Raw genomic sequence first — 13130 nt, 5'->3', positions numbered from 1 at the left:
ACGGGCGATTTCCATGTTTGAATTTCAGAAAAAACAACGCCCGAGCGAATCTCGCCCGGGCGTTTTTTGGGGCGAAGCGGCTTACTTGGCTAAGAGCGAATCGCCCTCGGATAACGCACTGGTTTAGATCTTGCCGACCAGGTCCAGGGACGGAGCCAGAGTGGCCTCGCCTTCTTTCCACTTGGCTGGGCAGACTTCGCCTGGGTGGGCAGCAACGTACTGAGCAGCCTTGATCTTGCGCAGCAGCTCGGAAGCGTCACGGCCTACACCGCCGTCGTTGATTTCAACGATCTTGATCTGGCCTTCAGGGTTGATCACGAAAGTACCGCGATCCGCCAGACCGGCTTCTTCGATCAGCACGTCGAAGTTGCGCGAGATGGCCAGGGTCGGGTCGCCGATCATGGTGTACTGGATCTTGCCGATGGCTGGCGAGGTGTTGTGCCAGGCAGCGTGGGCGAAGTGAGTGTCGGTCGACACGCTGTAGATCTCGACGCCCAGCTTCTGGAACTCGGCGTAGTTGTCGGCCAGGTCTTCCAGTTCGGTTGGGCAAACGAAGGTGAAGTCAGCCGGGTAGAAGAACACGACAGACCACTTGCCTTTCAGGTCGGCGTCCGAGACTTCGACGAATGCGCCGTTTTTGAAAGCGGTAGCTTTGAACGGTTTAACTTGGCTGTTGATGATAGGCATCGTTGACTCTCCGTCAGGGGTTGAGAAGTTGATGAAGTGAATCTTAGCCACTCATGCCGCCGCTGGCTCATTGGCAAAGCTCATGCGAATGATTGGTTTTGGCTATCAGGAATCTATATAGATAGAAGAAATCTGTGGACCTGCCACAGGCGACCCTTTGTTGATCGTGGCAGTTGCCAAACAGTTCACAAGGCTGGACCGATGGATCACAGCCTTGGTTCGCAGGCGCCAGTCAGGCGGTTGGCGTGCGCATGGTGACGAATTCTTCGGCGGCGGTTGGGTGCACGCCAATGGTCTCGTCGAAGTCGCGCTTGGTGGCCCCGGCCTTGAGGGCGATCGCCAGGCCCTGGACAATTTCCCCGGCGTCCGGCCCGACCATGTGGCAACCCAGCACCTTGTCGGAGCTGGCGTCGACCACCAGCTTCATCAGCGTGCGCTCCTGGCACTCGGTGAGAGTCAGCTTCATCGGCCGGAAACGGCTTTCGAAAATCTGCACCTCATGGCCCTCCTCCCGGGCCTGCTCTTCAGTCAGGCCAACGGTGCCGATGTTTGGCAGGCTGAACACGGCCGTGGGAATCATCCGGTAATCCACCAGACGGTATTGCTCGGGCTTGAACAGGCGCCGCGCCACTGCCATGCCTTCGGCCAGTGCGACGGGGGTCAACTGCACGCGACCGATCACGTCGCCAATCGCCAGGATCGACGGCTCGGCGGTCTCGTACTTTTCGTTGACCTGCACAAAACCCTTGTCGTCCAGCGTGACGCCGGTGTTCTCCAGGCCGAGGTTGTCCAGCATCGGGCGGCGGCCAGTGGCGTAGAACACGCAATCGGTGACCAGCGTGCGACCGTCCTTGAGCGTCACCTTCAGGCTGCCGTCGGCTTCCTTGTCGATGCGCTGGATGTCGGCCTTGAATTGCAGGTCGAGGCCACGGCGTTGCAGCTCTTCGGCCAGGTGTTTGCGCACCGCGCCGTCGAAGCCGCGCAGGAACAGGTCGCCGCGATACAGCAAGGAGGTCCGCGCGCCCATGCCATGGAAAATCCCGGCGAACTCCACTGCGATATAGCCACCACCAACCACCAGCATGCGCTTGGGCAGCGATTTGAGAAAAAACGCCTCGTTGGAACTGATGGCGTGCTCGCGCCCCGGAATGTCCGGGATCACCGGCCAGCCGCCCGTGGCGATCATGATGTGCTGTGCGGTGTGGCGCTGGCCGTTGATTTCCACTTCGTGAGGGCCGGTAATCTTCGCGTGACCTTCATGCAGAGTGACACCGCTGTTGACCAGCAGGTTGCGATAGATGCCGTTGAGGCGATTGATCTCGCGATCCTTGTTGGCGATCAGCGTGGCCCAGTCGAAACTCGCCTCGCCCGCTGTCCAGCCATAGGCCGACGCTTGCTCGAAGTCCTCGGCGTAATGCGCGCCGTAGACCAGCAGTTTTTTCGGCACGCAGCCGACGTTCACGCAGGTGCCGCCCAGGTAGCGGCTTTCCGCCACGGCCACCTTGGCTCCAAAACCGGCGGCAAACCGTGCGGCTCGAACACCGCCGGAACCGGCGCCAATCACATACAGGTCAAAATCGTAGGCCATCATTCATCTCCTTCGGCAGGCCGTCAGCATACCTGCTGTTCCTGCATGGAGCAGCCCGATCGGGCAGCGATGGAAATGATTATGGGGGCGCAAGCGCAAAAGCCAACCGGTGGCAGCGTGATTAGCCAAGACTGGCTCATCCTTGTGGCGAGGGGATTTATCCCCGCTGGGCTGCGCAGCGGCCCTGAAATTTGAGTCCATTATGTATCAGACTGATCGCATTCGGACCTTTGGGGCCGCTGCGCAGCCCGACGGGGATAAATCCCCTCGCCACAGGTTTCTTTCTGTGTGGTACAGAAAATCCAGGCAAAAAAAACGCCCCGAACCAGTCGGGGCGTTTTTTCAAGGCACGGTGCAGGCTATCAGTAAGCCTTGCCGGTCTTGTAGAAGTTCTCGAAGCAGAAGTTGGTCGCGTCGATGTAACCTTCGGCGCCACCGCAGTCGAAACGCTTGCCCTTGAACTTGTAGGCCATCACGCAGCCGTTCTGGGCTTGTTTCATCAGCGCGTCGGTGATCTGGATTTCACCGCCCTTGCCTGGCTCGGTCTGTTCGATCAGGTCGAAGATGTCCGGAGTCAGGATGTAGCGGCCGATGATCGCCAGGTTCGACGGTGCGTCTTCAGGCTTTGGCTTCTCGACCATGCTGTGAACCCGGTAGATGTCTTCGCGGATCATCTCGCCGGCGATCACACCGTACTTGTTGGTTTCCTGCGGATCCACTTCCTGGATCGCCACGATGGAGCAGCGGAACTGCTTGTACAGCTTGACCATCTGGGTCAGTACGCCGTCGCCTTCGAGGTTGACGCACAAGTCATCCGCCAGCACCACGGCGAACGGTTCGTCACCGATCAGCGGGCGACCGGTCAGGATCGCGTGGCCCAGGCCTTTCATTTCGGTCTGGCGGGTATAGGAGAACGAGCACTCGTCCAGCAGCTTGCGGATGCCGACCAGGTATTTTTCCTTGTCGGTGCCCTTGATCTGGTTTTCCAGCTCGTAGCTGATGTCGAAATGGTCTTCCAGGGCGCGCTTGCCACGGCCGGTGACGATGGAAATTTCCGTCAGGCCTGCGTCAAGGGCTTCTTCGACACCGTACTGGATCAGTGGCTTGTTCACCACCGGCAGCATTTCTTTGGGCATGGCTTTAGTCGCTGGCAGGAAGCGAGTACCGTAACCGGCTGCTGGGAACAAGCATTTCTTGATCATATAAGTCCTTGAAAAGGCGGTATGTACGAGTTTCGGCGCAGTCTAATCAGGCCGCAGGCACCTTACAATGCCCACGCTGGCCAACCGATGCCATCATAGAGAAATAAACCGGCGGATAGTTCAATCGCCTTTCGCTTCGATGGTTCCAGCGGTCTCACTGTACGCCCATGGGCGCTGTTTGCGAGCTTTTGACGTATCATGGCCGCCTTGATCACGCCAACGAGGCAATTAGATGTCGGCAACTCCAAACGCAAACGGTTACTCGGTCAGCCAGGACAAGGACGGCCAGTGGTGGATTACCAATTACCACGGTGAACAGGTCGCCGGCCCCTTGCCCAGCAAGGCCATGGCGGTGGAAGTGGCTGCGGTATTCCAGGATGAACGCTCTGCCCCGGCGCCCCGGGAGCGCGAAAAGGCTCCGGCACGCAATACTCGCCGCAAGAAATAGTCGGGCGATCCCATCATTGCCTTGATGGGAACTGTGGTTTAGCTGTACCGGAATGGCCATTCGCTATAATCTCGCGCCATTCCTCCCCCCTCTCGATGACGATCCCATGAAAACACTTCTGGCGCTGTTTACAGTCCTGGCCCTGGCGGGCTGTGCCTCAGCGGAAAAAACCTACCTGGCCAACGGTGAACAAGGCCTGGCCATCGACTGCTCGGGCGAAGCCAATTCCTGGGCGACCTGCTACGAAAAAGCCGATGCGTCCTGCGCCGGCACGGGTTATCGCATCGTCGGCACCGACGGCACACCACAAGCCAAGGAAAGCGAAAAGACTCTGGGGGTCGACGTGGGCAACTTCAGCAGCCGCAGTGTCGTCGTGGTGTGCAAATAAAAGTGGGCAAATAAACTAGATGTGAATCTCGGCGAACTTGATCCCCAGGCCCCGCAAGGTCTCGATCAGGTCGTCGAGCCGGGAGAAGGATTCAACTTCGTCCTGGTCGTCCACCAGAAAAAAACTGCGCCCGGCGCTTTTCTTGAAGAACACGATCCACTCGCCCGGGCTCCCAGGGTTCTGGATCACATGGGTGGCGCAGATCAGGCCTTCTGCATGGCGCTCGCGCACCTGTTCGCGTTTCATTGACCGGGGCTCCATAAATGACAATGCCGCCAACGGCGACCGTGGCGGCATTCTTGTATCGAGGGTGGCAGTTTAACCGATGCCTGGCGATCCGTCAGGCCGAGACCACGCTCAACCGGAAATGCAGGCGTTGGCCGCGTCCTGTACATCCCCTGGGCGCACGGGCACGTTGGACATGCTTTCATGCAGCTTGATGCTGCTGCCGCTGGAGCGCTCGTCGATGTCGAACACCGCCGCCGGCAGCGCCGACAGCTTGCCGGGAACGATCACCCGAACGCCGTTTTTATGCGGCTCCATTTGCAGCGGGCCACGGCTCTCGAGCAGCTTGTCGGCAACACACCGGGCGTATTCATGGGGCTTCTTTCCGGAGATGACGCTCATGGTGGGCGGTGTCTGGTTGATGTCCGATACCGACGCACATCCACTCAGGGCCAAGGCCAATACCCACACGCTGCGCTTCATACGATTCCTCCGATAAAGACCCTCCGACAGCATAAACACTGCTTTTCTCCCCTGCGCTGCGCTTTTTTACCCAGTGGCCGGTAATAAATCAGCCCAGCCTGGGACAGGGGTCGGATATTAACCCGTGGTGCTGATAAACTGCGCGCCATTATTTGCTTCATATTCTGTCCTGACCCGGCAAGAAATGCCCTTCTGGAGGCACCCTTGAAATTCATCCACCAGCGCGAGCACCTCAACGAGGACGATATCGTCGTTATCGAATGCTCCCAAATGTGCAACATCCGTTTGATGAACGACGCCAATTTCCGCAGCTTCAAGAACGGTGGCCGGCACACGTACCATGGCGGCTCGTTCGACACGTTCCCGGCCCGGATCACCGCACCGAGCACAGGCTTCTGGAACATCACCATCGACACCGTCAACCGTCGCGCCATCAGCGTTACCCGCAAGCCGACCCTGACCCACAAGATCAAGATCATCCGGCGCTCCAGCTCGAAACTGAGCTGAGCAGCGTCCCAGACGAAGACAGGAATAACCGTGGCCCAGACGACCAAATACGTCATCAAGTACAAGCTCAACGGCGAACGCCGCTTCGAGTTCGCGCAGTTGCAAAATGGCACCGAGGAAGAAGCCCTGGCAGAGCTGAAGAAGTTGCATGGCGAGAGCGATGATGTGATCAGCGACCTCAAGGTCAGCAAGGCCCTATAAAGACGCAGCCATGTACATCCGTGGCGAGTGGATTTATCCCCGCTCGGCTGCGCAGCAGTCGTAGGCCTGCATCCACGGTTCGCCTGCTGCAATGCGGTAACAGGTTTTTAGGGCTGCTGCGCAGCCCAGCGGGGATAAATCCCCTCACCACAAGAGCTCATCACACCGCAAGATTCGGGGTGCGGGCGACGCGGTAGTGCTCAGACTGGGCAGTCCTCCCACCAAGGATTGCCATCATGCCCCCTAAGTCCTCCCTGCCCCGCCCCATCGCCGACCTCGACTGGCCCGCCCTGGAACAAGACCTCGACCAGGACGGCTGCGCGATCATTCGCAACCTGCTGCCGGCAGCGTTGTGCCTGGAGCTGCGAGGCTTGTACAGCGACCCGGGGCTGTTTCGTTCCCGCGTGGTGATGGCCCGTCATGGATTCGGACGCGGCGAGTACCAGTACTTTGCTTATCCGCTGCCCAAGGTTGTCCAGCAACTACGTCAATCGCTGTATCCGCGGCTGGTGCCGCTGGCCAACCGCTGGAACGATTGCATGGGCCTGCCAGTGCGCTATCCCGAGCAGCACGCCGATTTCATCCGGCGCTGCCACGACGCCGGCCAACAACGCCCTACGCCGCTGCTGCTGCAATATGGCCCGCAGGACTACAATTGCCTGCATCAGGACCTGTACGGCGAGCACGTATTCCCGTTGCAGGTGGCGATCCTGCTGGCGGAACCGGGCGAGGACTTTGCCGGCGGCGAATTTGTCCTCACCGAACAGCGCCCGCGCATGCAGTCACGACCACAAGTCATCGATCTGAAACAGGGCGACGCCGTGGTGTTCGCCGTACACCAGCGACCCGTCAACGGCGTTCGCGGTTATTATCGAGTGAACCTGCGCCATGGCGTCAGCCGCTTGCACAGCGGCCGCCGGCATACACTTGGGATCATTTTTCATGATGCGCAATGACCACACGCCCATCACCCTGGATCTGTTCGCCGACCAACCGCCCACCACGCCCGGCGAGGTCGAACAGATCGGCCAGCAATCCTTCGTATTACGCGGGTTTGCCCTGCCCTGGCTCGACCGCGTGCTGCCGGCGCTGGAAAGCGTCTTGCAGGCGGCGCCATTCCGGCAGATGGTCACGCCCGGCGGCTTTACCATGTCGGTGGCCTTGACCAGTTGCGGCGCGCTCGGCTGGACCACCGACCGCAGCGGCTATCGCTACACGGCCCACGATCCGCAGACCGGCCAGCCCTGGCCCGACATGCCACAGCTGTTTCGCGACCTGGCCCGTAACGCCGCCCGGCAGGCGGGGTTCGAACATTTCGAGCCCGATGCCTGCCTGATCAACCGCTACGTGCCCGGCGCCCGAATGTCGCTGCACCAGGACAAGAACGAACGCTCCCTGACGGCCCCCGTCGTCTCGCTCTCCCTGGGCCTGCCGGCGATGTTCCAGTTCGGCGGGTTCGAGCGCAGCGACAAAAGCCAGCGCATTGCGCTGTTCCACGGCGACATCGTGGTCTGGGGCGGTGTGGATCGCTTGCGTTACCACGGCGTGCTGCCACTCAAGCCGGGAGAGCATCCGACGCTGGGTGCCCAGCGGATCAATCTGACGTTCCGCATGGCCGGATAACAGCGCAGAATTCAACCGCAAGACCCGGAGTGTCGCCACCTGGATGGCTCGCTACTGTAGGCAAAACGGGCCAATGGAATAACGACCATGAACAGCACTTCAAACACTCTCGCCTCTGAACAGGATCCCCGCTGGGCCGCCGTGCTTGCCCGGGACCCGCGTGCCGACGGGCAATTTGTCTATGGCGTGAAAACCACCGGTATCTACTGCCACCCCAGCAGCCTGTCGCGCTTGCCCAACCCGCGTAACGTCGAATTCTTCGACACGCCGGAACAGGCCCAGGCGGCCGGCTATCGCCCCAGCAAACGCCTGGCCAGGGACCAGACCCAGATCGCCGCGCAACAGGCCGCCCGGGTCGCGGCGGCCTGCCGGCAGATCGAGGCCGCCGAGGAACTGCCAGGCCTGAATGAACTGGCGCTGAGCGCGGGTTTGAGCCCTTTTCATTTCCATCGCGTTTTCAAGTCTGTCACCGGCCTGACGCCCAGGGCCTACGCCGCCGCCCACCGCTCGCGCAAAGTGCGCGAACGCCTGGCCGAAGCCGGGACGGTGACCGAGGCGCTGTATGACGCCGGTTTCAATTCCAACAGCCGCTTCTATGAAGCCGCCGACAAAGTCCTCGGCATGAAACCGGCCGACTACCGCGCCGCCGGGCAGAACACCGACATTCGCTTCGCCGTCGGCCAGTGCTCCCTGGGGGCGATCCTGGTGGCGCAAAGCGACCGTGGCGTGTGCGCGATTCTGCTGGGGGACGATCCGGACGCACTGGTACGCGACCTGCAGGACAAATTCCGCCGCGCCAACCTCATCGGCGCCGACCGGGAATTCGAGCAGTTGATTGCCCAGGTCGTGGGATTCATCGAAGCACCGGCCCTGGGCCTCGACTTGCCGCTGGACCTGCGCGGCACGGCCTTTCAGGAACGGGTCTGGCAAGCCCTGCGGGAGATTCCGCCGGGCAGCACCGCCAGCTACGCTGAGATTGCCCAGCGCATCGGCCTGCCCAAGGCCGTTCGCGCCGTGGCCCAGGCCTGCGGTGCCAACAGCCTCGCCGTGGCGATCCCCTGCCACCGGGTGGTGCGCAGCGACGGCAACCTCTCGGGCTATCGCTGGGGCGTCGAGCGCAAGCGTCAGCTGCTGGCGCTGGAACGTTCGTCGGCAGACTGAACGCCGATATAGATCGCCACCGAGTCGGGCGCGTTGTAGACCTCGAAATCGGTGGTGAACCGGCGCACGGTTCGCGGGTTATCGGCGAAGTACGCCCAGATCAGGCCCCAGGCCTGGATCACGCAATCGGGCATCGGCCCCTTGGCCGAAAACACCAGGTAATCCCCGCCCTCGACGTCCACGGCGGGGTAACCTGCGCTCGTGGCATCGACCTGCACACCGGCCGTCACGTTGAAGTAGCCGGTGGCATCGGACTCGTAATCGGAATACACCCCATAGACGAACGACTCGGACTGCCGGGCCGGAACGTTTTCGAACAGCCCTTCGGTGAAGAACTGCTGCCACATCGGGCCGATCTTTGCCGTGTCGCCTTGCTGCTCGTCGGCATTGCGGGTGCGCACCTGCAAACCGGCGACGGTGAAGGGTTCGACGATCTTGAGTTTCACGTCCATGGATCGAGCTCCTTGATGGGGTAAGCCCGCATGGTACCCATCCCGTCGCTCGGATCAAACCCGGGCATCGATTGAAAAACTCGACTGGCCCTGGCCGGGCGACACCTGCTAAAAACACGCTTTCCTTCTGCCGTCGGAGACACCCGAACATGAGTCAGTGGCCAGACACCCGCATTCTCGACCTGCTCGGCATCGAGCTGCCCATCATCCAGGGGCCTCTGGCCGGCGTAACCGGTCCGGCCATGGTAGTCGCCACCTGCAATGCCGGCGGGCTGGGCTCGATGCCGGCGGCGATGCTCGACGTGGAGCAACTGCGCCAGGCGCTGACGACCATCAGCGAACAGACCGACAAACCGTTCAACGTGAATTTTTTCTCGCACCAGCCACCGGCGTTCGATGAACAACGGGCCGAGGCCTGGAAACAGCGGCTCAAGCCTTATTACGAAGAACTGGGCGCCGACTTCGAAGCGCCGACGCCGGTGTCCAATCGCACCCCGTTCGATGATGCGGCCTGCCGCGTGCTCGAGGAACTGCGGCCCAAGGTGGTCAGCTTCCACTTCGGCCTGCCGGAAAAAACCTTGCTGGATCGGGTCAAGGCCACCGGCGCGAAGATCCTCTCCTCGGCCACCACCGTCGAAGAAGCCATCTGGCTCGAACAGCACGGCTGCGACGCGATCATCGCCATGGGCTATGAGGCCGGCGGTCATCGCGGGATGTTCCTGAGCGAGGACCTCAACACCCAGGTGGGTCTGTTCGCCCTGCTGCCGCAAGTGGTGGATGCGGTGAAGGTGCCGGTGATCGCCACCGGCGGGATCGGCGACGCGCGCGGGATTGTCGCGGCGTTTGCCCTGGGCGCGTCGGCGGTGCAGTTGGGCAGCGCTTATCTGTTCACGCCGGAAGCCAAGGTCACACCTTCCCACCACCGGGCGCTGCGCACGGCCAGGGAAAGCCAGACCGCCGTCACCAACCTGTTCACCGGCCGCCCGGCCCGGGGCATCGTCAACCGGGTGATGCGCGAGGTCGGCCCGATGAGCCCGCTCGCGCCGGCTTTCCCCCTGGCGGGCGGCGCCTTGATGCCGCTGCGGGCGAAAGACGAAGCAGATTTCGCCAACCTCTGGGCCGGCCAGGCGTTTCCCCTGGGGCGTGAGCTGCCGAGCGGCGAACTGACCCGGCGCTTGGCCGAAGAAGCGCTGGCGCGGTTCAAGGGCTGACTTCGTCGACTGAGCGTCTGCGGCGCTTTCAAGGACGCTATCGCGAGCAAGCTCGCTCCCACAGGGGATGTGGGTTGAATAACGATCTTGCGACGCCTTGAAAACCTGTGGGAGCGAGCTTGCTCGCGATGAGGCCAGTCGTATCACCGCCAAACCCGACAAAATACCGCGTTCCGTTTCCCAAGCATTCGCTATATATTCTGCTATATAGCGAACCCATCCCCACGGAACCCTGCCCATGCGCTCGAACCCTTTCGCCCGGCTGCTGCTGGCTACCTGCTTTTGTGTCAGTGCCGCTCAAGCCGACGAGGTGCAGGTAGCCGTCGCTGCCAACTTCACTGCGCCGATACAGGCCATCGCCGCCGATTTCGAAAAAGACACCGGCCACAAGCTGATAGCCGCCTATGGCGCGACCGGGCAGTTTTATACGCAGATCCAGAATGGTGCGCCCTTCGAAGTCTTCCTCGCCGCCGACGACACCACCCCGGCCAGGCTCGAAAGCGAAGGCGCTACCGTCAAGGGCTCGCGCTTCACCTACGCCATCGGCACGTTGGCGCTGTGGTCGGCCACGGACAACTACGTCGACAACCAGGGCCAGGTCCTGCGCGACAATGCATTCACGCACCTGTCCATCGCCAATCCGAAAACCGCGCCGTATGGCCTGGCCGCGACCCAGGTCCTGGAAAAACTCGGGCTGTCCGCGCCGGTCAAGAACAAGCTCGTCGAAGGCCAGAACATCACCCAGGCCTATCAGTTCGTCTCCACCGGCAACGCCGAACTGGGCTTCGTCGCTCTGTCCCAGGTGTACAAGGACGGCAAGCTGGCAAGCGGTTCGGCATGGATCGTCCCGGCCGAGCTGCATGCTCCGATCAAACAGGACGCGGTGATTCTCGCTAAAGGCCGGGACAACCCTGCCGCCCTGGCCTTGATGGAATACCTCAAGGGCCCGCAAGCCGCCGCCATCATCCAGTCCTTCGGTTATCAACGCTGATGCCGCTGACCGGCGCCGATTACGCGGCCATCTGGTTGACGCTGAAACTGGCGTCGCTGACCACGGTGATCCTGCTGCTCATCGGCACGCCCATCGCCCTGTGGCTGTCGCGCACCCGATCCTGGCTGCGCGGGCCGGTGGGCGCGGTGGTGGCCCTGCCGCTGGTGTTGCCGCCCACCGTGATCGGCTTTTATCTGTTGCTGGCGCTGGGTCCGAACGGCTGGATCGGCCAGTTCACCCAGGCTCTCGGCCTGGGCACCCTCACCTTCAGCTTTACCGGGTTGGTGATCGGCTCGGTGATCTATTCCATGCCGTTTGTTGTCCAGCCCTTGCAGAACGCGTTTTCCGCCATCGGCAATCGTCCACTGGAAGTCGCCGCCACGCTGCGAGCGGGTCCATGGGATACTTTTTTCCACGTTATCCTGCCCTTGGCCCGACCCGGTTTCATCACCGCGGCGATTCTCGGTTTCGCCCACACGGTCGGTGAATTCGGCGTGGTGCTGATGATCGGCGGCAACATCCCGGAAAAGACCCGGGTGGTGTCGGTGCAGATCTACGACCATGTCGAAGCCCTCGAATATGCCCAGGCCCATTGGCTGGCGGCGGCGATGCTGGGGTTTTCCTTCCTGGTGCTGCTGGCGCTGTACTCCAGCCGCCGCACCCGTGCCGGCTGGAGCTGAGCGATGATCCAGGCAAGATTTCAACTCGACCACGGCGACTTTTTCCTCGACCTGGACGTGCAATTGCCTGGCCGTGGGGTGACGGCGCTGTACGGCGAATCCGGCTCTGGCAAGACCACTTGCCTGCGCTGCATCGCCGGCCTGGAGCGACCCTCCCAGGGCTTCATCGAGGTCAATGGCGAAGTCTGGCAAGACAGTGAGCGCGGCGTATTCGTACCACCTCATCAGCGCGCGCTGGGCTATGTTTTCCAGGAGGCGAGCCTGTTTGACCACCTGTCGGTGCGCGACAATCTGGCGTTCGGCCTCAAGCGCGTAGCACCGGCGCAACGGCGCGTGGACATGAACCACGCGACGGAACTGCTCGGCATCGGTCACCTCCTCGACAGGCAACCCCATAACCTCTCCGGCGGCGAACGCCAGCGCGTCGGCATTGCCCGCGCCTTGCTGACCAGCCCGCGACTGCTGCTGATGGACGAGCCACTGGCGGCCCTCGATACGCGGCGCAAAAACGAAATCCTGCCTTACCTGCAACGACTCCACGATGAACTGGACATCCCGGTGCTGTACGTCAGCCATTCCCAGGACGAAGTCGCGCGCCTGGCTGATCACATCGTGCTGCTCGATGCCGGGCGCGCCCTGGCCAGCGGGCCGATCGCCGAAACCCTGGCGCGGCTCGACCTGCCACTGGCCCAGGGCGATGACGCGGGCGTGGTGATCCAGGGCAACGTCAGCGCCCATGACCCGCAATACCAGCTACTTACCCTGACGTTGCCCGACAGCCAGCTCCAGGTGCGTGTCGCCCATCAGCCGATGGCTGTCGGCCGGCCGTTGCGCTTCAAGGTACAGGCGCGGGATGTCAGCCTGAGCCTGGCGAACGATGCACAGACCAGCATTCTCAATCGCCTGCCGGTGACGGTCGTCAGCGAACTGGCGGGCGACAACGCGGCTCATGTACTGATCCGGCTGGAGGCCGCTGGCACGCCGTTGCTGGCGCGGATTACCCGGTATTCCCGGGATCAGTTGAAGCTGCATCCGGGGCAGATGTTGTGGGCGCAGATCAAGGCGGTGGCGGTGTTGGCGTAGCACTATCAACACAACCCCTGTGGGAGCGAGCCTGCTCGCGATGGGGCCGGTACATCCAACATTCCCGTGTCAGACAAACCGCTATCGCGAGCAAGCTCGCTCCCACAGGGGACTGGACTGTGCCGACATAAGAAACTCGGCACGACCGCAACGGGCGGCGGTCAATCAATTCACAGGCCATTCGAATTCATCGCCAAGGA

17 protein-coding genes are annotated in these 13130 nt (G+C 61.8%); 11 read left to right on the top strand and 6 right to left on the bottom strand.

All coding sequences use genetic code 11. The features are described 5' to 3' along the window. Nucleotides 1-123 precede the first annotated feature (123 nt). From ahpC to galU, 3 genes are all read right to left on the bottom strand, one after another. Nucleotides 124-687 carry an alkyl hydroperoxide reductase subunit C gene (gene ahpC / locus J3P86_RS10720; protein WP_011061677.1) on the bottom strand — a complete coding sequence of 188 codons (564 nt, stop codon included), beginning with the start codon at nt 685-687 and terminating at the stop codon, nt 124-126. Nucleotides 688-919: 232 nt separating this feature from the next. Beyond that, on the bottom strand, nt 920-2275 hold the full coding sequence (gorA, locus tag J3P86_RS10715) for a glutathione-disulfide reductase (RefSeq protein WP_434700174.1): 1356 nt from the start codon (nt 2273-2275) through the stop codon (nt 920-922). A gap of 362 nt (nt 2276-2637) precedes the next feature. Further along, nucleotides 2638-3477, bottom strand: coding sequence for a UTP--glucose-1-phosphate uridylyltransferase GalU (gene galU / locus J3P86_RS10710; RefSeq protein WP_039592970.1), 840 nt, complete (start codon nt 3475-3477; stop codon nt 2638-2640). 232 nt (nt 3478-3709) lie between these two features. Here galU and J3P86_RS10705 point away from each other — a divergent pair, with 232 nt between their 5' ends. Then, a complete protein-coding gene (locus J3P86_RS10705) occupies nt 3710-3925 on the top strand; it encodes a hypothetical protein (protein WP_305495356.1) in 216 nt (71 codons plus the stop codon). A gap of 106 nt (nt 3926-4031) precedes the next feature. Then, nucleotides 4032-4313 (top strand): hypothetical protein, encoded by a 282-nt coding sequence (locus J3P86_RS10700; RefSeq protein WP_305495358.1) that lies wholly within the window; start codon nt 4032-4034, stop codon nt 4311-4313. Nucleotides 4314-4328: 15 nt separating this feature from the next. Here J3P86_RS10700 and J3P86_RS10695 read toward each other — a convergent pair whose 3' ends face one another. Together J3P86_RS10695 and J3P86_RS10690 are read right to left on the bottom strand one after the other, a co-directional pair. Beyond that, nucleotides 4329-4559: a hypothetical protein gene (locus J3P86_RS10695; protein WP_305495360.1), complete on the bottom strand. Its 231-nt coding sequence runs from the start codon at nt 4557-4559 to the stop codon at nt 4329-4331. A 111-nt stretch (nt 4560-4670) separates the two neighbouring features. Beyond that, nucleotides 4671-5021: a hypothetical protein gene (locus J3P86_RS10690; protein ID WP_434568904.1), complete on the bottom strand. Its 351-nt coding sequence runs from the start codon at nt 5019-5021 to the stop codon at nt 4671-4673. A gap of 204 nt (nt 5022-5225) precedes the next feature. Between J3P86_RS10690 and J3P86_RS10685 the strand changes: the two genes are divergently transcribed. The 5 genes from J3P86_RS10685 (at nt 5226) to ada (ending at nt 8513) form a co-directional block, all read left to right on the top strand. Continuing rightward, entirely contained in the window at nt 5226-5528 is a 303-nt protein-coding gene (locus J3P86_RS10685; RefSeq protein WP_434700173.1) for a DUF1883 domain-containing protein, read from the top strand. A 30-nt stretch (nt 5529-5558) separates the two neighbouring features. Further along, nucleotides 5559-5729: a hypothetical protein gene (locus J3P86_RS10680; protein WP_305495364.1), complete on the top strand. Its 171-nt coding sequence runs from the start codon at nt 5559-5561 to the stop codon at nt 5727-5729. 236 nt (nt 5730-5965) lie between these two features. Beyond that, nucleotides 5966-6685 carry a 2OG-Fe(II) oxygenase gene (locus tag J3P86_RS10675; protein WP_434700171.1) on the top strand — a complete coding sequence of 240 codons (720 nt, stop codon included), beginning with the start codon at nt 5966-5968 and terminating at the stop codon, nt 6683-6685. Then, nucleotides 6675-7352 (top strand): DNA oxidative demethylase AlkB, encoded by a 678-nt coding sequence (gene alkB, locus J3P86_RS10670; protein WP_434700623.1) that lies wholly within the window; start codon nt 6675-6677, stop codon nt 7350-7352. Before J3P86_RS10675 ends, alkB begins: the two co-directional genes overlap by 11 nt. A gap of 87 nt (nt 7353-7439) precedes the next feature. Further along, nucleotides 7440-8513 carry a bifunctional DNA-binding transcriptional regulator/O6-methylguanine-DNA methyltransferase Ada gene (gene ada / locus J3P86_RS10665; RefSeq protein ID WP_434624479.1) on the top strand — a complete coding sequence of 358 codons (1074 nt, stop codon included), beginning with the start codon at nt 7440-7442 and terminating at the stop codon, nt 8511-8513. Here the strand turns inward: ada and J3P86_RS10660 are convergent. Continuing rightward, nucleotides 8477-8965, bottom strand: coding sequence for a GyrI-like domain-containing protein (locus J3P86_RS10660; protein WP_434700169.1), 489 nt, complete (start codon nt 8963-8965; stop codon nt 8477-8479). The genes ada and J3P86_RS10660 overlap by 37 nt on opposite strands. A gap of 149 nt (nt 8966-9114) precedes the next feature. Here J3P86_RS10660 and J3P86_RS10655 point away from each other — a divergent pair, with 149 nt between their 5' ends. The 4 genes from J3P86_RS10655 to modC all read left to right on the top strand — a co-directional run bounded on the left by J3P86_RS10655 (nt 9115) and on the right by modC (nt 12930). Continuing rightward, nucleotides 9115-10176, top strand: coding sequence for an NAD(P)H-dependent flavin oxidoreductase (locus J3P86_RS10655; protein WP_434624483.1), 1062 nt, complete (start codon nt 9115-9117; stop codon nt 10174-10176). Between the two features lie 238 nt (nt 10177-10414). Further along, complete coding sequence (modA, locus tag J3P86_RS10650) at nt 10415-11167, top strand: molybdate ABC transporter substrate-binding protein (RefSeq protein WP_434700168.1); 753 nt, start codon at nt 10415-10417, stop codon at nt 11165-11167. Beyond that, complete coding sequence (gene modB, locus J3P86_RS10645; RefSeq protein WP_434624487.1) at nt 11167-11847, top strand: molybdate ABC transporter permease subunit; 681 nt, start codon at nt 11167-11169, stop codon at nt 11845-11847. The genes modA and modB overlap by 1 nt, the downstream gene beginning before the upstream one ends. Nucleotides 11848-11850: 3 nt before the next feature. Beyond that, nucleotides 11851-12930, top strand: a complete 1080-nt coding sequence (gene modC, locus J3P86_RS10640) for a molybdenum ABC transporter ATP-binding protein (protein ID WP_434624489.1) — start codon at nt 11851-11853, stop codon at nt 12928-12930. Nucleotides 12931-13130 lie beyond the last annotated feature (200 nt).

This window comes from Pseudomonas sp. D1-1 (genome assembly GCF_051132225.1).
Taxonomy (GTDB): domain Bacteria; phylum Pseudomonadota; class Gammaproteobacteria; order Pseudomonadales; family Pseudomonadaceae; genus Aquipseudomonas.
This window is presented reverse-complemented; position numbering and strand designations above follow the sequence as displayed.